Source organism: Providencia sp. UF-224 (genome assembly GCF_058245955.1).
Map to the genome: position 1 here is coordinate 149105 of NZ_JBSICC010000001.1, position 20832 is coordinate 169936.

Sequence of the window (20832 nt, forward strand, 5' to 3'; positions counted from 1 at the left end):
TGAAATCAGCTTTTCACGAAAAAACTTAATTCCGCTTTTCCATGGTAGTTTCCAGGTTTTACTTCTGGAGTCCGGCAAAGTGCCCATTTAATATTTAATATCATTGGTTTATTGGGTTCAATTCTAATACCAAGATCTTTTTCGCGACCATCAAAATGGATAAGTTCATCCCGACCTACATCACTACATTTTAAAGACGAAGAGGTACCCTCTGGGAATATTCGCCCTAATACCCATGGGAGTGTATCCGTTTTTATTGCGTTATCCGTAGGCTGTAAGAGGAGTTTCGTTGGCTCATTTGCATCATAAGTTGTCTCTTTTGCTAAAGCCACCATATTCAATGTATCGAGCCTACTTCCATTACATCTTACGGTTAGTGAGGAATTCTGTATATTCTCCATTTCGTTGGCAAATTGATGTTCAATTTTTGTATTCGTAACGCTACTTACTTCACAATAGCGCAATACAGTCAGCTTCGCGGAGATATTCAATCGTAACGCTGCTCTTGAAGCGGCAGCACTTCCACCAGTCATAATATATAATGGCGCTGTTGTATTTGCATATGAAAAGTCACCAGGTGAAATATCTTTATCGACATATATTGTATATTTGTTTGGCGACGAAATATTTATTGTTTTAACGCCCCCAGCGGGAACATCTAAATAACTCTTTGTAGGAATATAACAACTATTACTAACCTGAGACGCACTCACGGTTAAGCCTTCAGGTGGTGTCGCGAAGAATGTTCCTGCATAATAAGGTAAAAAACGGTTATTCTTTTCAGTCAAAATCTCAAAATTAATTGCAGGTAATATGAATGCTTTTCCACCGATACCTGAATTATTGGTTAAAGGGATAGCTCTAAATGTAAATGTTCCTGGTCGCACCTCAAACCCTGTAGAAGTGCAATTTGTTTGTGAATTACTAATTCCAATAAATGGATTTGTCTCTGTCCAGTAAGATAAATTTTTAGCTGAATAAATCGGTTCAACTCTAAATGAATTGTCCCCCGTCAACGCTCCAGTAACTTCATGTTCCTCTCGTGTATCCAATGTCATATCAAGGATGCCATTTAAATATAAATTCGCAGTACCAACGACACCAGCAAATACAATGTTTGGGCTAAATAGTGCGATAATAGCCGATTGGGAAATAAATTTAATTATCTTAGTCATTATTATGCCCCTGCTCAGTAACACACTTGATTGCCAATGTTCTTATTGGGTTATCCACACTCAACTCAATCTCTTTCAACCCACTAAATGAGGCTAAACAGCTTTGCTTATTATTTTTGCCCCATTGAATACGCAATTCACCTGAATCAGCTAAACCACTCATATATAGCATTCCATCATCCCCCACTAAGCCTGTATTTTCAGTTTCTAAAGCGTCATGGGATATTACGGATGCAACGGCGCCAAATGGCACAACATTATTATCAGAAAGTAAACTAATAAGCGCTTGGTACCCAACTTTTGTATTAAATTTTGCCTTAATGACAGCGCCTGCTGTTGGATATAGATTTAATGTTGTTTGCTGTAAAGTCACATCGTCTGGTAGTGTATTTACATTCAATCCCACGGTGTTTTTCGCATAATCAGCTAAATATGGGTAAATGGCCTTTCCTTGCTGATTGATATAGGCATTACTCGTGGATAAGGCCGTTCCTTCAGCCCCATCAGCTTCAATAATAGCAATGCTATTACTCATAGTGCGCCCCAAAATAAAGCCATCAGAATAAGCAACGACTCCACCATTGTAACTGGTATTAACAGAATAATAGTCTTTTGAGTAATTATAACCTGCAGAGGCTGTGCCTTTATTTCCAGCGTAATTAGCGTAAACAGACCCATTTGGGTTTTGCCCTTGATTTCCCCATCCTTGAGAAAGGCCATAGGTTAATTTATTTTCTAATAAACTACCGCTTATACCCGCTTGATGATTTGTTTTTCCTGTATTGTCATGACTAACTGAGTAAGTACTACTCATATTTTTTAGTCTAGGGTCATTAGATAAAACACTCAATGGTACACTTACGTTAAAACTAATTTGCCTATTTTCAGGCCATTTGTCTTTATTCTTCACCCGGTCAATACTGTAATTAATACTATAAGACATATCCTTGAATGTATTATTATATCCTGTAGACAACTGAACCATATTTTGAGCATTATCCCAATATTCATATTTGCTTGCCGAAATATAAACATTTCCGTAGCTACTTAACGGTTGAGAGAGTGAGATAAAATATTGGTTTTTCTCTCGGGATGCTAACCAAGGTGCAACATCCTCTTTTAGACGATAATTTAAATTATTAAAATCACTAAACGAATAATAATGTTTCGATGAATAACGTGTTGTAGATGCATCAATAGATGTACTGGTAGAATTTATATTCTTAGAATAACGCAGACGGTAGGCTTGAGCCCCCTTTGACTCTTCACTATCTATTTTTGCCTGAGCATATGTAATATCACTTGAAATAGCACCTATATTTCCTAACGATATTCCTAGGCCAGAAGAACCTGACCAATAATCATCTGCGATTAATGACCCACCATACAGCGTTATATTCCTAGGTAAACCATAACTTCCCGTGGCTAAAATGAAATCAGCTTCTTTTGAGCCGACCGTTATACCACCATCATATCGTCCCGCTGTTAATTCATATTTCCAGCCGCCCGGTCGCTGCATAACAGGTAATGAGGCGAAAGCAACAATAAATGTTCTTTCTGAACCATCTTCCTCTTTTATCGTTACATCGAGAGCACCTGAATTACTTCCTGTAGTTAGATCTTTGATACTAAAAGGCCCTGGAGCAACATATGTCTGATAAATGACATAACCATTCTGCCTAATAGTGACTTGCGCATTCGATTGTGCAATGCCATTCACATCTGGAGCAAAGCCCCTTGTGCTATCTGGTAACATTTGCTCATTTGAACTCAGTTTAATCCCTTTAAAGGGAACTGAATTAAAAATTTCGCCATCTGTTGTGCTTTCACCAACTAGCAAATCTGAACGAAGCGCATATAAGTTTCGAGAGACATATGTGTTTGAAAAATTATTTTCGTTGCGCGTAATGCTGTTTCCCGCACTATCCTGTCTATTATAAGTATGGGTCATAGTAGAACGTAAACGCCATGCGCCTGCATTTGCCCCCATACGTAAGCTTGCAAATAAATTGTCACTTTTTTGTTTTTGGCTAGATGTCGACTTATTTACCGCATGGTTCGCACTAAACATATAATTTGTTAAAAATGCTGGAACACCATTATCTAATAATGATGGGTCAATATAACCATTCGCCGTTTGTTCCATTGCAATTTGAGGAATACTAATATTAACGCTAACATTCGCTAAATCCGTTTTAACGCTGGAGTCCACAATATAATGTGGTAAATCGGTGATAACATATTCTTCGGGTAGCGCTCGAAGATCAGCAATGCTGTCTACTTTCACGCCAATTAAGGCTAAAAATTTAGGTGTAAACTCAGGAACAACTGCATTCTTCTCGTTCGCAACAAATTTGAGAGTGTACTCACCTTTTAACGCTTGGTTGACATAAACCAGCATTGTATAAGTTCCTGTTGGAACACTACTTTCCTGTGAAAAATGGCTTAAATCAACTTCATTTGGGTCAATACCTAGTTGTTCATCAAGTAAACTGGGATCGAAGTAAACATCACTACGACTAGAAAATGGCAGCAATATAAACGAACATAATAAATATGTTTTTAATAAGGTTACTTCTCATGTTATTTCACCATCATTTCTATTGATGACGTTCCTTTAATTGCTGTGCTTAGCATTTATTTTAGTTAAGTTCTGCTGTGAATTTTTCTGTCGGAAATAAATTTTCATCAAGAATATCCCAAACTACATTGCCCATTACATCCTTGGGGATCTCGTATTTTTGCTCACTAAATGGGGCAACCGAAACATAAAGTTGCTCATCTTTTAAACGGTACCCTCCCACAGATAATGAATTAAATGTGGCATATATTCCCATATTATTCTTAACGATGAGTTGATCACCTTCTCTTCGAAAATTTAATTGCTTTGCAACTTCGGTCAGTTTTATATCTTTTAATGAGTTTGGCCGGTAATACACTTTGAATAATAACGCTCTCATGACAGTAAATTGCAAAGTTTCCTGAGATGGAGCTGTTGATGGAATGGCTTTCAACTGAACAAGAAAGACACTTTCTCTATCATCTGGTAATACATCCCGTTTGCCTGTAAAAAAAATTCGCCAGCTGTGGTACTCTTCTGGAGAAATTTTATACAAAGGTGGTGTAACAGTAAAAGGTGGATTGACATTTTTTTCTATAATATTTAAACCCGTTTTTTCGTCTAGCCATTTCATATTTGCTTGCATCAGGTAAGGCTGATTATCTGTATTTCGTAAACTTACAGAAATACTTTTAGCCCCTGAAACATAAGTTAAACGTTGCAAAGAAAATTTAAGGCCGTTTTCTGCTGCGAGTGAATAGGAATATTGTGAACAAAACACCAATAAAAATATAAATCGAATAAAAAACATTGTTTTTTTATACATTAGTCTACCTTACCCATATTACTTTGAAGCTAGCATATATACTGATGTTAGCCCACCATAGTCATTTAGCATTTGCCACTGACCTTGTGTAATATTCCCAGAGAATCCCTCAATAGGTAACAGACTAAATGGCGCAATAAGAACACTATGCTTATAAGGCTTATTATTCACGTGGATATTCACGAGTGTCATATAATAAGGGGTTGGATTAATAAACTGCCATTGCCCTTCTTTGTACACAATATTTACCTGTTTAAATATGCTATCATCAGGCACTTCGAGACCATTTGGACGATAAATCAATTTAATTATTATATTTGTAACAAAAACTAATTTCGCATTATTTTCTGAGTTTTCAGCTACATTCGTTGCAGGAATTGCTCTTGTACTCAAATAAAAAATGGATTCCTCATTAGCAGGTAATCCACTTTTATTTTTTAAAAAAATACGTAATGTAAATTTACTTTTAGCATCTATTCTGAACAACGGAGGAGTGACTACGAAATGCTGATTTCGCCCACCATCAACATGTGTTGTTACCCCGGCTTGAATTAAATATGGCGAACTTTCATCGTTCGATACTGTGACTGATTGGTTATTTGCATCATCTTTAAAGATAACTCGGGTTTGCTCCAAACGGATACCATCTGCAAATACAGCATTTGGAATTAACCAAAAACAAAATATGGCCAATGTAAGTAACGCTGTATGCTTCATGCCTACCTCATTTAATCAACAACAAATGAAAATGTAATAGTCGATTGAAAATCACCGACCTGTGGTGCACATTCATTACCCTGTTTACACCTTACATAAGTATAAAGCGTTTTATCAAGCTGATTTTCGCTGATGTTACTCCAGACATTGCTTTCTCTTTCATAAAAGTCTGTAGTCGAGGTTGAATTCATGATGTTACTTTTATCAGAAAAGCTGATCCCAAAACCTTTATTTGGGTCATCAATAAACGTAATTCCATCCAAATAATTTTTAGGTGATATTTTAACATGTGCGCCAATAAAATTGCTTGTTGTACAATCAGTTAATATAATTTTAGTTTGAATAGGCTGGACTTTATTTCCACGTATATCTGCGACAGTCACATTACCAAAATCCACCTCATTGAGGGATGTACCAACAATCGAAATTTTACACATTTGTGCGATAATCTTGATATTAAAATCAAAGTTCGCTGTATTACTAGCAAAAGCAAGCTGAGGGGCTGCGAGTAACAAACATAATGTAAATAGAGGTGATAAATTTCTCATAACGTTTGCTTCTTATGGTTGAATGAATGAAAAAACAACACTCGCACTTAATTTTCCTGATTTTATCGGGGCTCCATCTAGTTTCACTACTTGAACTTTAAAATGTTTTTCATTTTCACCATTTTGGACCGGAAATCCCACTTCAGCACCTTGGTTTGAAAAGTTCATAAAGGAGCAATCTGCACTTCCTTCATTACATTGCTGCAAAACAAAAGCCGCATTCGTCACATTATTTTTGGGAGATAACTTTCCGTCTATAATATTCGAGTTTCCATCAGGTTTTATTGCAACCTGCAAATCAGGAATGATTTCTTCAGAGTAGTCTTGGCAAATATATTGAATACTAAATGGCTCTAGAGGGGACTGAGTATCTTTTACATTACCTATTTCTGCCGAAACTAAAGGTTTGGTAAATTCCACTGTTTTACTAGAAAAAGCAAAAGAGCAAGTTCCTTTTGAAACCTTGCCCTTCACAATCAAATCAGTCTGCTGGTCTTGTTCTGTTACTGCATATGCCATAACGCTTATATTACCAAGCAATAAAAGTAAAATTAGCCAATTAGTTTTATTATTAAATCTGTGTTTTAAATTCATTTGTTCCACCTAAATCCGTGAGTACACGCCAAGTTACTGTTCCCTTTATCATCGATGATGAAATTGGATAACTCACTGATTCAAATGGGGCGACCATCGTATTTCCTTTTTCCATACTCATATCAACACGCTGATTATTTAGCTTAATTTGAGCTAAATTAATATAGTATGGGGAATCATTAGTAACCTTAAGAGTTTGCCCATCAATTTTAAATTTAAGTAATTCTTGTGCTTGTGCTGATGTCATTGATAGATTTTGTGGACGATAAAATAACTTGATCACGTGATCATAACCAATATTCAACGCATCACCATCGACTTGTGCATTTTGCCCTGCAATCATTGTGGCATGAAAATAGAACAATGTTTCTCTGTCTGTTGGCAGTGAATTATTTTTGCTGATAATCCTAACATCCTGTTTCATTCCTGGCGTAATTTTGAATACAGGTGGCGTTACCTCAAATATTTTAGTTGGCTTGTTGTCTTTATCCGTGATGAATGAACGGCTTAAATATGTCACTTGAGGATCCGTGTTTTTAACAGCGATAGAAACACTTTTCTCATTTTGTGGATAAACAATGCGTGTTGCATCTAAACTGACACCTTTGGCCCAGGCTAAGGTAGGTACCATAAACGCAAATAAACTTGATACAATAACTGCTCTTGCTGTTTGTATTCTCATTGTTATTTCCAATTTTCACACGTTCAAATTGTTATGTCAGAATTTATGCTTTATGCGTAAGTTTAATAAAACATAAATTTCCACATTATTTTGTCTATATTACTACACATTTTAGGTGTTGACAGTATCTCGCTTATTGTTTTACTAATACTGACAACACCTGTAATCCTTAGTTATAAGAAACTGTAAATGTGACAGGTACTTTTAAACTATCACCTACAGACGCTTTATTAACCATAATTAGTGACGCTTTCATTGGAATAAGTGCAAAACCTTGTTCTGCTAATGTATCTGCAATTGTCACTTCGGCATCTTTATTTGGCTTAACATCAATAAGGGTATTTTTTGTATCTACTGCCTGTAATTTAACTGCTAGAGACTTAGATGAAGCGTTTGCAAATAAATTAGGATTAAATGCAGAAGCGGAGCCAGAAGCATGCACATGGACAGCTGTATCACCAATCTCGTTTTCTGATGAACATTCTGTCAGTGTCAGATTAAAATCTTTAGTTTCACCTAATGCATTACCTGCCTCTGTATTGGCGAGGTCTTGCGTTGTGAATACGCCCCAATTAACCATAGCGCCTTCTGTTGTTGATGAAACAGTACAACTTGCTGTACGCACCATAGCTTCAAATGTTACGGTTGCACCTTGGCTTGCTGAAAACGCAGTTGGGCTTAATAAGATGCTAGAAATAATGAATGCAGGTGTTAATTTTTTGAACATTGACATATGTGTATCCCCATTTAATTTATAATTTTAAAAATAGAATTTATATTCGTTAAGAAAATTCCTAGCAACTTAATAGTCTAATTTAATTTCAAATCAAAGTATTAATCACCAGATTTCGATGAAATAAAGATACAATGCAATAGCCCGCAAATACACTTCAAATGTGTATCAAATTAAGCGTAAAATGTTAATTTATTACACACTACAAATCGAACTTAAGTTATATTTCATTTATAAATCAATTAAATAACCCTTAAGGAGTAGAAACATTTAGTAATAGATAGGCAAAAAAATAATGCTTTTTTTGTTTTGTCTGGACTGAGAGGGATTTATAATTTATTTGAAAATCAATAAGATAGATTAATGCAGTTAATTTTACCTTTTTGTCGTTAATTAACTACATTCATAAGACGGGGAATCAATGTTTGAATAATTTAGGTTCTCGAACCTAAATTATGGTCAGAGTTAGCACCTTGGATCATTCTCGTTAACTCTTCGCAACGCACAATTTTGCCATCTGAGAGACTAAAGCAAGCAAATACTTCATACTCGCTACAAGAACCATCTTTTTTAATTGCCTTTGCATAGTGTTGTGTGTGAACACGGTAGCCTTCTTGTGCAATAGACTTTATTGTTATATTAATTGACTCTGTGGCTTCCTTTAGTACTTGCATATGCTTAACAAATCCATCAAAGTCAATTTTTTTACCATCTACAATCTGAACATAACTTCTAGAAAAAAACTGCTCTATCACCGACAGATTGCCAATTTGAGCCCCTAACACTGAATCCAACGCCAGCTTAACCAATTGCATGCTATTCATTCTGTCCTCTTTTCTTAACAATAGTTTCTTTATTCTTTATATGTTGCAAATCGTTTATTTCAAGGGGTTTTATGTTTTAATGCGGAGTAGGCCTTGCTTTTAAATTGCTTATTTTCAACTTAAAAACCTTAAAAACACATAAAGTACATATAACCCACAAATAATACCCATATAATTCATATCGGTATATTCAGGTTTTTTTTAAAACCTAGCCAAAAACCTAACTTTTAATACTTATTAACTTTCTATTTTTAAGCTATTTGAGTCTTTTCTTTATTTAGATCACAAAATTCATATAAAACATGATAATTACCAAAAATTTCACGTTTTTCCAAAACAATGCATCTTGCTAATTTTTATCATTTTATCCATAATATTAAACAATGATAACTACTGTTTTTGTAATTTCATGCCATTCAGTTTTTTCAAGTAATCTTGGATAAGTCCTGAAAATGACATCTATAATTTATTGGAGGGCTATCTTACACAGATCTCTGCCCCCATTAACATTGGTAATTTTTAATACAATGAACTGTTTTTATTGTTAAATATTGCCATAATATATATAAAGGAGGGTTTGTGCTGGAAAATCATTTAAACATATTTATCCGGGCAGCATTCATTGAAAATATGGCGCTGAGTTTCTTCCTTGGGATGTGTACATTCCTTGCCGTGTCTAAAGAAGTGAAAACATCCTTTAAGCTAGGATTAACTGTAGTCGCTTTGCTCACTATCGCGACACCAATCAATAACTTGATCTATAACTATGCTCTAAGAGATGGGGCTATAGCTGAAGGTATTGACCTTTCTTTCTTATCTTTTGTAACGTTTATTGCTGTTTTAGCCGCGTTAGTACAAATTTTAGAAATGTTTCTTGATAAATTTATTCCTTCACTTTATCACTCATTGGGTGTTTTCCTACCGTTATTAACGATCCACTGTGCTATTTTCGGCGCAACAATCTTTATGGTGGAAAGAAATTACACATTTACAGAATCTGTTGTTTATGGTGCAGGTTGTGGGATTGGCTGGATGCTTGCAATTATTGCACTCGCTGGTCTTCGTGAAAAAATGAAATATTCCGATATTCCAAAAGGCTTAAGAGGATTAGGAATAACCTTTATTACTGTAGGTTTAATGTCTTTAGGCTTTATGTCATTTTCAGGCATTTCACTTTGATTTTAATGTGCTAACTTCGCTTTAAAAAATTGTAATTATTTTCTCTTTAATGTTAAAAAGTAATAAGGATTTTGCTTTTTTAACATTATAAACACCCTGAAAACACGCTCAATACAACTAACTATACACTTGGTTCTTCTCGAGCCTAGCGACATTTCCCTCGCATTTTTATATTTATATTCACTCTAAATTGGATTAAAAGATAAACACTGGTATTATCAATCTATCTACCCAAGGGTGGATGAATAGATAACTATAATTATACAGATACATTTCCATTAGATACCCCTGCTTGCAGGGGCTTTTTTTTACATAATATAATTAGCTCTTAACAATAGGAATTTCTGCAAGGTTTGTTGTGTACGCAGGAGACAGTAACTCTCTTTTCATTTTATAACCATAAGCTCCTCCCTTCCCTGCAAAACCTATTGTTCCTAACCCACTGCGATTTATCATGTCCAATGTTTGCATTAATTTATCACTGTTCTTAAACATTTTTTGGGTCGAAAACATATCAAATTGTGTAATATCGTTATCTGTAAAATCAGATAAAATAATCCCTGCTTTACAATAGCGATAACCATCACGCCAGATTAATGACAATCCTTTCATTAGGGCTTGGATAATATCCCTAGTATCATTACTAGGATACTCCAGTGGCACGCTGATTTTATTAGAATAATTTAGCCCTATAGCTCTCTGGTTTGTTTGAATAAATAAACTAATACACTTACAACGCTGTTTTTCTTTTCTCAATTTTTCGGTTGCACGCTCTGCGTGATCACACACGGCCCTTCGCATTGTTTCAAAATCAAAAACTTTAACACCAAAGGATCGAGAAAAAAGGATTTGCTGTTTTACCTTGCTTTCTTCTTCTATAGCAATGCAGGCTTCACCATTAAGTTCTCTAACTGTTCTTTCAACTACGACACTAAACGATTTGCGCATCATGGTAGGTGAAGTATTAGCGAGATCTAAAGTAGTATAAATTCCCATACCTCTTAATTGTGCGGAAATTTTTCGTCCAATACCCCAAGTATCTTCTATCGAAATAAGAGCCATTAATTTTCGCTGACGCTCTCTAACAGATAAATCGACAACACCGCCTGTTTTTTTCCAACGCTTCGCAGCTAGATTTGCCATTTTTGCTAATGTTTTTGTAGGGGCAATACCAACACTAACAGGAAGATGAGTACATTTTAATATTGTTGCTTGAATATTTCGCCCGTACTCTTCTAGTTTAAAAAGGTTTTCCATTCCCGTAAGGTCTAAAAAAGCTTCATCAATAGAGTAGATTTCAGTATGTGGGCTATAAGATGATAATAAAGCCATCACCCTTTGGCTCATATCCCCATACAGTGCATAATTTGAGCTAAAAACATGAATATGATTACGTTGATAAAATGGTTGACGTTCATAGTAAAGCTCCCCCATTTTTACCCCTAAAGCCTTCGCTTCAGAAGAACGTGCAATTACGCATCCATCATTATTACTTAAGACAATAACGGGTTTATGGGTTAAATCAGGCCGAAAAACTTTCTCACAGCTGGCATAAAATGAATTAACATCAACTAATGCATACATTATTTAGCCTGATAAATTATGTACGTAACAACACCAAATATTTGAAAATCATTATTTTCTTCAATAGAAATGGGCGAATATGCATTATTCATTGGTAATAGTCTAAGGGGATATTGTTGCAACTTTTTAACTGTAAACTCCCCTTCCAAGCTCGCGATAATAATATCACCATCTTTTGCTGTAATGGCGCTATCAACAATAATGATGTCCCCATCTTTGATGTTTGCATCGATCATTGAGTGGCCTTCGACTCGAAGTAGATACGTACTTTCAGGATGTTTAATTAAGATATGATTTAGATTGATTTTCTCTTCAATATAGTCAGTTGCAGGAGATGGAAACCCCGCAGGAACTCCGCTAAGAAACAAAGGGAGATTTACAGGTAACACCATAGACTCTATCTTTTCAAAATTCATACGCCACCAATAATACTGTATAAATAAACAGTATTATTTACTTATTTAATTTTACTGTAAAGCACTATTTCATTTTTGCGTTCAAAGAGCTCATAAACCTGGGTATAGCTGCCCATCAGTTTCGTCTACAACATAAATTTGTGTCAAATACCAACGGTTTTCCTTAAAAATGAGGTGATACTCATAGATAGGTGAATAATGCCCTTCTTTCAATAATTGAGTCCTGACGATTGTTTTATCTTTGTCCTTTTTTATAGATAAAAACTTTTCTTTTACTGGGTGGTGACTTGACTCAGATCCGTAAGCAATATTTTCCCCAGAAAAATTAGGTAACGTGTATTTATACAAAATATAGTTCCACTCCTTCTGAGCCAATACCACATACTGTTTCGGTTGAGCACCTTTACGATTAAACGATTGGTTGTCCAGTTTAGATAGTCTTGTTGGAATTCTCTTACAAAAGCTTCCGATGACGCACTTGTCGTAGCATAGGATATGCTCATAAATATGTAGCTAAAAAAGAGTTAACATGGAATATATCCGTTTATGCTGGTGAATATTCATTTAATTTCAGCCTGTGACGATGTTAAACAACAATTTTTAACCTTCTAGAGTTAATTGCAATATATTTCGCTAATGAATGTCAATTATCCAAAGTTCATTGCTTAGTCGTTACATTATTTAACCCTTTGTTAAGGTAATACATGATTTTTTAACGTAAATTAATATTACCTTTACCTAGACTAATATTAGGTTAACTCTATATAAGGCTTTGCTATGAGGTTTAATTTAACACAAATAAGTATCTTAGAAGAAAACTCCAAAATTATAGGATTAGATATCACCTTAACAGGGGATGATAAGTCTACTCACAACTTTAAAATGGATATCAAAGGTTTAGATATGATGGCCCTTAGTTTAAGGGATATTGAAAAGCTAGCAATTAAGCAAGCTAAGCATAATTTTGAACGTTGCTCTAATGGGTAATATTAATTCTTGTTTAATACTGAATGCTTCTATGTAACTAAGCCTAGTCTCATTTTCTTCATCAAAGAATTAGGCTTTAGTCCTATCCACTGATAACCTAAATTATTCCGCCTAATTCTGATATAGGGTACCTGTTTGTTTCTGTACACTCCCCCACTCTAAACCAGTGATGAAACAGTAATTTCTTTTCTTACAAAAATATTTGTAACCAATAATTTCAAAGGGTAACATTTTATTTCAAAAAAAATCATAATATTCAAAATATAAATTTTTTTTGTAAAAAAAATAATAAAAAAAATAAATGTAATAGCAATAAAATAAAACTCCACACAATAATTAGAAATTACTGATTCATATTATTATTTATAGATACAAAAAAAATGCCTTTGTAAATACTCCTTATGCGCGTATCTGCAATTGTCAATAAATATCTCTATAAAAAATAAAAAATAGGTAGATTTACCTATTCCCTTGTTTTAAAAAAATTTTTAATCAAAGCTCCATCTATATCAAACAATTGATTGACTTCAATTGATAGTTTTTATCAATTGAAAAACTGATAAAAAAACATTTAAAACGATTGTACTTGATATAAATATTTGACTAGTTTTTACCTCAGAAAATTCTTAATCAAAAAAGGAGTCAATATGGATCGTGCTATTTTAAATAGCAAAGTCAATATATTAGTGGGGAACTATTTAAGGCAAAAGCGCATTGAAAATGATATGACTGGCGCTGAAATCAGTAAATTACTCCATGTTAGTCAACAACAAATTTCTCGTTATGAAAATGGAATTAACACTATTTCATTTAGTCTTATTTTATTATTTTTAATGAAACTAAATATCAGCGTTGAATCTTTTTTTATTTCTTTATTAAGAGAACTAGAAAGTGAAGGTGAAATAATAGACTTGGGATTAAAACTATACTTAGACCCTTCATCAAAAAAGAACCAATACCTATACATTTAATAAAAATAGTATTAACCACCAACACTAGAGAATAACAAGACAGCTTATAAAAATGAAAAAAAACAACAAAAACCTTGGGTTATACATTCAAAAAAACAGAATACTGAACAAAATTTCAATTCATGAAATGGCCAGTTCACTAAAAATATCAGATAAATTATATATAGAATATGAAAATGGCGATAGTTCTATTTATGCAGAGCACCTTTTTTTTATATCTAAAATATTAAAAAAAGACATAAAGAATTTTATTGAAGTTTACTTGAACTAGCCATGATGAAAGCCCAAGGTAAAGTCACACTTCCCCCTGGGCTTTCAATGATTTTAACAAATAACATATTTATATTATTTTTTGTTAATTAAAGCTATGTCACCATATAACAAATTAAATATTCTTTAATATTGGATAACAAGGTCACATCTTAATACTCTAGTCCATCTACAATAAAAACCACGATGGTAGGAGGAAAAATGAACCAAAAAAATAAAGTAAAAGTGCTTGACCTTATTTCAACAGAAATGAAGAAAGTTATTGATTTTTATTCAAAAGTAACTTCCAATCCCCCCCAAGATGCTGATTTAGCATCGTTACGAGATGCTTATAATAAAGATAGAAAGCATTGGAATGCCGGCGCACCATCCATGCAATCAACCCGCGATGTCTGCATCCAAACCCCTTATGGAAGCGTTCTTACACGTATATTTCAGCCTATAATCAATTCGCCAGCGACATTGTTTTATATTCACGGTGGCGGGTTTATTTTAGGTAACCTTGATACCCACGACAGGATAATGCGTTTGCTGGCATTATATACGGGCTGCACTGTCATTGGTGTGGACTATTCTTTATCACCTGAAGCCCGCTATCCCCAAGCAATTGAGGAAATATCTGCGGTATATCAGTTTTATTCTATTAATACCGATAAGTATAATATTAATATGGCGCAAACAGGCTTTGCAGGCGACTCCGCTGGGGCTATGCTGTCATTGGCAACAACGCTTTGGCTTCGCGACAATAACATTGAAAATCAAGAGATTAAAGCCAATTTACTTTGGTATGGGCTCTATGGTTTACAAGATTCAGCAAGTCGCCGACTTTATGGTGGGGAATGGGATGGCTTAACACAAAAAGACCTTGAAAGTTATGATAATGCCTATCTTGGTGAGTCAGGAAGCCGCGGATCCCCATATTACTGTTTATTCAATAATGATTTAACGCATAATATTCCGCCTTGCTTTATTGCCAGTGCAGAATTTGACCCTTTACTGGATGATAGCACCGCATTATTTGGTGTATTAAATGCCAATAAGATATCCTGCAAATATAAAATGTACCCAGGTACATTACATGCATTTTTACATTATAGCCGTATGATGGATATTGCTGATGAAGCCATTAGAGATGGCGCTGAGTATTTTAAAGAACAACTTAAACGATAAGTACTATTTATTGCGATGATTCAACTTAGAAATGAACAGCAAATATATATTTTCATAAGAAAATCAAAACATTAAATGACACCTAATAATTTGTTCTCTAACTATTGAAAATTGATGCACCGATTTCGAATCATTTTGCAGAAGAATATTTTTAGACAAAATAAAACGGGAGTTTTTAGGCTCCTGTTGTTAATCACATCACGTAATAAATTACATGTGTGCGATCATTGCATCGCCGAATTCGCTACACTTCAGTAATTTAGCGCCTTCTAATTGACTTTCGAAATCGTAATGTAGCGTCCCCCAACCCGGTTTAGCCATAATATTTCCCTCATAACAAATTAGAAAACCAGTCCGCATGAACTGACTTGGTAATTTGCAATAAAAAAGCCGCCAATGATTAGCTAATGGCTATAAATATTTAACTTATGTATAGTACTGGTAACTTAAAATAACTTAAAGATTATGTGATTTATGGCTGAGGTTTTTTCCGCACTTCTCATCGCTTTCCTTGTTTCATTTATTTCTTTCATAGCTATAGCGCTTTATATGGATAATAAATATAAAGGCGACACATCTATGTCAGGATGCTTTAATTCATTCTTTGCTTCATTTTTGATTCCACTAATTATTTTTATTGCAGTATTTTTGTACAATTTTAATTTATATTAAAAACCTGCTGTAGGCGGGTCATTGTGAGTTCTTGTTATCTATTTAATATTCAATGGCATATTGCTACATGATTTAGAAATTTCCCTTTAACCATACTCTTCGTCTATTGCCATTATTTCTCTGTATGGTCTTGCGAATAGCCAGCTACAACAGTAATGTTCTGCCACTCCGCTTCCGCTGGTGTTAGCTTCATTGTTTCTACTGTCATTACCAGTACGACTTTCAATGCAACACCAGTCCACGGTAACTTCTTAACCAAGTCAACATACTTAATATATTTGCAATTTAAATCACATTAAACCAACTTAACCTGAATTTAATAAATTTCTATGGAGTCGTATATGGCTATTGGTGAAATTTTTGTATGGATTGTTAATGTCTTGGTATTTTCAGCGATCGCATTTCTTGTATGGTTAGTATTGATGCTAAGTAACACCCCTAAGACCGCTACTCAACAAGAAGACACTAAAAATAACATAGAAAATGAAGACTAGATAAAACTAACGCCTGCCATGTCTTCACATTCGTATTTTCTTTTCCGTATTTGCTTACGCTTAATTCATGTGAAAACTTTTCTAATCACCTATCCTGATAGTGTGTTCAAAACTATTGCTTCTTTTTATTTAGCCCCGGCGTCGAGGCTTTTTTGTTTTCCTCGAAAAATGAAAAAGCCACCAGTTATTAGCTGACGGCTATAAAAATTAAATTAATCTTGAATAGTCATAACTACTTCTCTTAAATAGAAAAGCTGCTCTAGGCAGCCTCTTAAAATGCTAAACAATATTATTAACTAATCGAAAGCTCTACTCGCTTAGTAACACCTTTTTCATCAATAACCGCTTCTGCTTTATAGCTCTGCTTATTTTTAGCTGCATTAATGATTTCATCAAAATCAAAGCCAGCATTTCTTAATGAGACAACAGCCTGATTTGGTAAAATACCATTAAGCATAGAGATAAAGACCACAGGAACGTTTATCTCTTCATCTAAGCTACCTTCAATATATTTTTTAATTCTTAGTGTTTTCATTTGGTTTGCATCCGCTAATTTAACTTAGGAATACTATAATATTAATCAGGTCAAAATAATAGTTATCCAATCAATCTTAACATTCTCCACAATGATAAGGTAACTCTTAGCTTTGCGGGTGGATTTCAAGAGCGTCAGGGCTAATACTTGATGTTACCTTATAGTTATAAAAACTCGCTCGATAAAACGCTATTGTGTTAATAAAATATGTTGATAGTGATTTGCGATGACTATATGCGAAAAAAGGCCACGCAATGCGTAGCCATTAGAATAATTTTGGGGATATTTTGTTGTTCGAAATAGTGTGCTTGCTTAAACTTTCTTGCCGTATCGGTTTCACTTATAAGCACTGCATATCATTACACTGATGAAAGCCCTGAACCATAGACAACATCTTTATCCGTATAGAAATATAACTCTTTTAGTTTTAAATTTGGCTGCATTTTTATATCAAAAATATAGTCAATGCTATCTCCATTTTTATAGTGTTTCTCTTTCAACAGCTTATCTATCTCATATCTATCTTCATAATAGATAGCATTTAACTTTATGGGTGCATTAGCATATATAGTTGAATCTCCATTAACGCTATATGCAATCAATAATGAAATACTGCCAACAGTGACTCCTTCGTAGTCTGGTACACTAATGACATATTCTTGGTTATTAGTCGCTTCATCAAGAGAAATGAAAAGATATTTTTCCGTCTTTATTTTATTTAAATCGCTGGAGCGATATGTAATAAAAAGTGAAGGTGTGCTTGCAAACTGAATATTGTGCTTACTTAGTTCAGGCAAAAGCACCTTTACATTTCCCATAGGTGGAATTCTGCTTGCTTGTTCCTGTGTTAAGTGAAGTGTTTTAACTGAGCATGCTGATAGCATAAAAAGCAAAGACAGCATTAGGGTGATTTTTTTAATCATACGATAAACCTTTGTTTGACCTTATTGTGCATAACTACACATGTAACTCTGAACAAAGGTAACAGCAAGCTTTATGTTTATTTTGGCATAAAAAAGACCGTGTTCTCAGTCCGTATCTAGTCCATTACTTACGCACGACTTCTCAAGCAAATCGCGGTGACCAAGTCACTGCTAATACAATAACAACAAATTTTAAGAAGACGCTAAATAAAACTGATATTGACTGGGGGGAAGGAACGCCAACTTCATTTCATGAGCAACGTTCTTTATCGGAAAGGTTATCTAAAGATCAAGGCATCGATACTAAAACATTATTGAGACATAAGAGCCAAGCAATGACCGATAAGTATCATGATGACAGAGGGAAAAATTGGCAGGTTTTAGCTATAAAATAACGATTATTTTGTAGCCTGTTTTGCAGAAGAGTTTTGCAGAAGAATTTTTCTAGGCAAAATAAACGGGAGTTTTTAGGCTCCCGTTGTTAATCACACCACGTAATAAATTACATATGTGCGATCATTGCATCGCCGAATTCGCTACATTTCAGTAATTTAGCGCCTTCTAACTGACGTTCGAAATCGTAAGTTACAGTCTTAGCTGCGATTGCGCCTTCCATACCTTTAACGATTAAGTCAGCCGCTTCAGTCCAACCCATATGGCGTAACATCATTTCAGCGGAAAGGATGATAGAGCCAGGGTTTACTTTGTCCTGACCTGCATATTTAGGAGCAGTACCGTGAGTTGCTTCAAATAATGCACACTCAGAACCAATGTTAGCACCCGGTGCAATACCGATACCGCCAACTTGTGCTGCTAATGCATCAGAAATGTAGTCACCGTTTAGGTTCATACATGCGATAACATCATATTCCGCAGGGCGCAGTAGGATTTGTTGTAAGAATGCATCAGCAATCACATCTTTAACGATGATATCTTTGCCCGTTTTAGGGTTTTTAATTTTAACCCATGGACCGCCGTCTAATAATTCGCCGCCGAATTCTTCTTGTGCTAATTGGTAGCCCCAATCTTTAAATGCACCTTCAGTGAATTTCATAATGTTGCCTTTATGAACTAAAGTCACTGAATCACGGCCGTTATCAATTGCATATTCAATTGCAGCACGAACTAAACGTTTTGTTCCTTCTTCTGAACATGGTTTGATACCGATACCACAATCTTGTGGGAAACGGATTTTTGTCACGCCCATTTCATCTTTCAGGAATTTAATCACTTTATCAGCTTCTGCGCTGCCAGCTTTCCACTCAATACCTGCATAGATATCTTCTGAGTTTTCACGGAAAATAACCATATCCGTCAGTTCAGGTTGTTTAACTGGGCTTGGTGTGCCTTTGTAGTAACGTACTGGACGTAAGCAGATGTACAGGTCAAGTTGTTGACGCAGTGCAACGTTCAAAGAACGAATACCACCGCCAACTGGAGTTGTTAACGGACCTTTAATTGAAACACGGTAATCACGGATTAAATCGAGAGTTTCTTCTGGTAACCAAACATCTTTACCATAAATTTGTGTAGATTTTTCGCCAGTGTAAATTTCCATCCAAGAAATTTTGCGCTCACCGTTGTAAGCTTTCTTAACTGCCGCATCAACCACTTTTAACATTGCTGGAGTGACATCAACACCAATGCCGTCACCTTCGATATAAGGGATAATTGGGTTGTTCGGAACGTTTAGTTTGCCTTTTGCATCAATGGTAATTTTAGCGCCTTCTGCCGGAACTACTACTTTGCTTTCCATTAACCTCTCCTTTCACTTGCGTATTTTGCTTGTTAATTTTTTGTAAGAGACGTGTCAATACTACTGCAATCTGCGTCGAACGCCAATGATTACTCACCTAAGCTTTAGTCTTGATCGCATTAAACGCACTAACACGTGAATAAAAACAGAATAATTCCTTTTAAAATCATTTCGTTACTGAGAAAGATAACTTACTCATACCCTACAAATCATCGAAACCCAATAACACTACATTGACGACTTTGAAACTCAATTCACATTAATTTTATCTGGAATAACGTTAATAAACATTCGAACTGCTCACATAAATTGAGTTGCCTGTTATTTTTTATCCTTAATAAACAATAGCTTTAATTAACAAATCCTAAATTTATTACTTTTATGATTTTAATGTTTTTAATCTCTAGTGAAAGCGAACAATAAGTACATAAAACAAGCTAAAAAATAACTCTCACTAATAAATATCGCAATATTGGCAAATATAAAATGAATATAAAATCATTAATAAACAACTTATAAAAAGGTGATTATATGAAAAAACTATCTATTTTTATTGAAAAAAAGAAAAATGAATATGCTCAACATCCTTTTTTCTTAAGGCCCATCGACCCTCAGCGCCCTACCGCTGAATCTCTAGAGTTTTTGCCTAAGATAGCCTTTTTTATTATGAGCTTTGGTGATTTAAATAAATTTATTTTGCCTTTTACTTCTCCACAAAATGCGTTAGAGGTAGCTGTTAATACACACGCACATGAAGACGAAAATCATTGGCCATGGTATCTCAGTGATTTATGCACATTGAAAATGAATAAGTCACAACCTATAACAGATACATTAGCGTGGCTATGGTCACCACAAATGGAAGCGAATCGTAAACTCACTTATCAACTCATTGAAATGCTATCAAACCAGCCTGCAAAAATTCGATTAGTCATCATTGAGTCAATTGAAGCCACAGGCAGTGTATTTTTTACTTATTTAAATGAAATTGCACAACATTCCCCTGATACGTTAGTTTATTGTGGTGATCTTCATTTTAGTCGTGAAAGCGGTCATACTATGGGTAGTAAAGTTGGGCTTATTGATACCATTCCTTTTAGTCATCAAGAATATACAATTTGCTTAGGTCTCATTGAGCGCACATTCGAAATATTTCGTGATTTTATTGATGAGATAAGCGAATAATTAATTAAAATCTGGGCCATAACGCGTTGTG

22 protein-coding genes and 2 pseudogenes are annotated in these 20832 nt (G+C 34.7%); 7 read left to right on the forward strand and 17 right to left on the reverse strand.

Annotated elements, in window-relative coordinates; all coding sequences use genetic code 11:
* Positions 1-5: 5 nt before the first annotated feature.
* The 9 genes from AC4IFO_RS00765 to AC4IFO_RS00805 all read right to left on the reverse strand — a co-directional run bounded on the left by AC4IFO_RS00765 (position 6) and on the right by AC4IFO_RS00805 (position 8659).
* Complete coding sequence (locus tag AC4IFO_RS00765; protein ID WP_490731021.1) at positions 6-1175, reverse strand: hypothetical protein; 1170 nt, start codon at positions 1173-1175, stop codon at positions 6-8.
* Positions 1168-3711, reverse strand: a complete 2544-nt coding sequence (locus AC4IFO_RS00770; protein ID WP_490731023.1) for a fimbria/pilus outer membrane usher protein — start codon at positions 3709-3711, stop codon at positions 1168-1170. The genes AC4IFO_RS00765 and AC4IFO_RS00770 overlap by 8 nt, the downstream gene beginning before the upstream one ends.
* A gap of 106 nt (positions 3712-3817) precedes the next feature.
* The gene (locus AC4IFO_RS00775) at positions 3818-4561 is read right to left on the reverse strand and encodes a fimbrial biogenesis chaperone (protein ID WP_490731025.1); all 744 of its coding nucleotides are present in this window, start codon (positions 4559-4561) and stop codon (positions 3818-3820) included.
* An 18-nt stretch (positions 4562-4579) separates the two neighbouring features.
* Complete coding sequence (locus AC4IFO_RS00780) at positions 4580-5278, reverse strand: fimbrial biogenesis chaperone (protein ID WP_490731027.1); 699 nt, start codon at positions 5276-5278, stop codon at positions 4580-4582.
* Positions 5279-5289: 11 nt separating this feature from the next.
* Entirely contained in the window at positions 5290-5826 is a 537-nt protein-coding gene (locus AC4IFO_RS00785; RefSeq protein WP_490731029.1) for a fimbrial protein, read from the reverse strand.
* Positions 5827-5838: 12 nt separating this feature from the next.
* Positions 5839-6420, reverse strand: coding sequence for a fimbrial protein (locus AC4IFO_RS00790; protein ID WP_490731031.1), 582 nt, complete (start codon positions 6418-6420; stop codon positions 5839-5841).
* Positions 6398-7102 (reverse strand): fimbrial biogenesis chaperone, encoded by a 705-nt coding sequence (locus AC4IFO_RS00795; protein WP_490731033.1) that lies wholly within the window; start codon positions 7100-7102, stop codon positions 6398-6400. Before AC4IFO_RS00795 ends, AC4IFO_RS00790 begins: the two co-directional genes overlap by 23 nt.
* A gap of 169 nt (positions 7103-7271) precedes the next feature.
* Positions 7272-7835, reverse strand: a complete 564-nt coding sequence (locus AC4IFO_RS00800) for a fimbrial protein (RefSeq protein WP_490731035.1) — start codon at positions 7833-7835, stop codon at positions 7272-7274.
* A gap of 434 nt (positions 7836-8269) precedes the next feature.
* Complete coding sequence (locus AC4IFO_RS00805) at positions 8270-8659, reverse strand: nuclear transport factor 2 family protein (RefSeq protein WP_490731037.1); 390 nt, start codon at positions 8657-8659, stop codon at positions 8270-8272.
* A 579-nt stretch (positions 8660-9238) separates the two neighbouring features.
* Here AC4IFO_RS00805 and nqrE point away from each other — a divergent pair.
* Positions 9239-9838 carry an NADH:ubiquinone reductase (Na(+)-transporting) subunit E gene (gene nqrE / locus AC4IFO_RS00810; protein WP_353241434.1) on the forward strand — a complete coding sequence of 200 codons (600 nt, stop codon included), beginning with the start codon at positions 9239-9241 and terminating at the stop codon, positions 9836-9838.
* Positions 9839-10159: 321 nt separating this feature from the next.
* Here nqrE and umuC read toward each other — a convergent pair whose 3' ends face one another.
* The 3 genes from umuC to AC4IFO_RS00825 form a co-directional block, all read right to left on the reverse strand.
* On the reverse strand, positions 10160-11422 hold the full coding sequence (gene umuC, locus AC4IFO_RS00815; protein WP_490731040.1) for a translesion error-prone DNA polymerase V subunit UmuC: 1263 nt from the start codon (positions 11420-11422) through the stop codon (positions 10160-10162).
* A complete protein-coding gene (gene umuD, locus AC4IFO_RS00820) occupies positions 11422-11838 on the reverse strand; it encodes a translesion error-prone DNA polymerase V autoproteolytic subunit (RefSeq protein WP_490731042.1) in 417 nt (138 codons plus the stop codon). Before umuD ends, umuC begins: the two co-directional genes overlap by 1 nt.
* Before the next feature lie 90 nt (positions 11839-11928).
* Positions 11929-12186, reverse strand: coding sequence for a hypothetical protein (locus tag AC4IFO_RS00825; RefSeq protein ID WP_490731044.1), 258 nt, complete (start codon positions 12184-12186; stop codon positions 11929-11931).
* A 429-nt stretch (positions 12187-12615) separates the two neighbouring features.
* Here AC4IFO_RS00825 and AC4IFO_RS00830 point away from each other — a divergent pair, with 429 nt between their 5' ends.
* The 3 genes from AC4IFO_RS00830 to aes all read left to right on the forward strand — a co-directional run bounded on the left by AC4IFO_RS00830 (position 12616) and on the right by aes (position 15236).
* Positions 12616-12825: a hypothetical protein gene (locus AC4IFO_RS00830; protein ID WP_490731046.1), complete on the forward strand. Its 210-nt coding sequence runs from the start codon at positions 12616-12618 to the stop codon at positions 12823-12825.
* Positions 12826-13472: 647 nt separating this feature from the next.
* A complete protein-coding gene (locus tag AC4IFO_RS00835; RefSeq protein ID WP_490731048.1) occupies positions 13473-13796 on the forward strand; it encodes a helix-turn-helix domain-containing protein in 324 nt (107 codons plus the stop codon).
* Positions 13797-14267: 471 nt separating this feature from the next.
* Positions 14268-15236 (forward strand): acetyl esterase, encoded by a 969-nt coding sequence (aes, locus tag AC4IFO_RS00840; RefSeq protein ID WP_490731050.1) that lies wholly within the window; start codon positions 14268-14270, stop codon positions 15234-15236.
* A 210-nt stretch (positions 15237-15446) separates the two neighbouring features.
* Here aes and AC4IFO_RS00845 read toward each other — a convergent pair.
* Together AC4IFO_RS00845 and AC4IFO_RS00850 are read right to left on the reverse strand one after the other, a co-directional pair.
* Positions 15447-15569, reverse strand: a pseudogene (locus AC4IFO_RS00845) (hypothetical protein); the annotation flags it as partial.
* 451 nt (positions 15570-16020) lie between these two features.
* Positions 16021-16167, reverse strand: a complete 147-nt coding sequence (locus AC4IFO_RS00850; protein WP_490731052.1) for a hypothetical protein — start codon at positions 16165-16167, stop codon at positions 16021-16023.
* An 82-nt stretch (positions 16168-16249) separates the two neighbouring features.
* Here AC4IFO_RS00850 and AC4IFO_RS00855 point away from each other — a divergent pair, with 82 nt between their 5' ends.
* Positions 16250-16402, forward strand: a complete 153-nt coding sequence (locus AC4IFO_RS00855; protein WP_490731054.1) for a hypothetical protein — start codon at positions 16250-16252, stop codon at positions 16400-16402.
* 292 nt (positions 16403-16694) lie between these two features.
* Here the strand turns inward: AC4IFO_RS00855 and AC4IFO_RS00860 are convergent, their stop codons facing one another.
* Together AC4IFO_RS00860 and AC4IFO_RS00865 are read right to left on the reverse strand one after the other, a co-directional pair.
* The gene (locus AC4IFO_RS00860; protein WP_490731056.1) at positions 16695-16937 is read right to left on the reverse strand and encodes a hypothetical protein; all 243 of its coding nucleotides are present in this window, start codon (positions 16935-16937) and stop codon (positions 16695-16697) included.
* Positions 16938-17296: 359 nt separating this feature from the next.
* Positions 17297-17860, reverse strand: a complete 564-nt coding sequence (locus AC4IFO_RS00865; protein ID WP_490731058.1) for a hypothetical protein — start codon at positions 17858-17860, stop codon at positions 17297-17299.
* A 92-nt stretch (positions 17861-17952) separates the two neighbouring features.
* On the opposite strand from AC4IFO_RS00865, the pseudogene AC4IFO_RS00870 reads away from it, so the two are divergent.
* Positions 17953-18255 (forward strand): annotated as a pseudogene (locus AC4IFO_RS00870) (site-specific integrase); the annotation flags it as partial.
* Positions 18256-18362: 107 nt separating this feature from the next.
* Here the strand turns inward: AC4IFO_RS00870 and icd are convergent.
* Positions 18363-19616: an NADP-dependent isocitrate dehydrogenase gene (gene icd, locus AC4IFO_RS00875; protein ID WP_225818816.1), complete on the reverse strand. Its 1254-nt coding sequence runs from the start codon at positions 19614-19616 to the stop codon at positions 18363-18365.
* A gap of 531 nt (positions 19617-20147) precedes the next feature.
* On the opposite strand from icd, the gene AC4IFO_RS00880 reads away from it, so the two are divergent.
* Positions 20148-20801, forward strand: a complete 654-nt coding sequence (locus tag AC4IFO_RS00880) for a hypothetical protein (protein WP_490731060.1) — start codon at positions 20148-20150, stop codon at positions 20799-20801.
* The last annotated feature ends 31 nt before the right edge of the window (positions 20802-20832 follow it).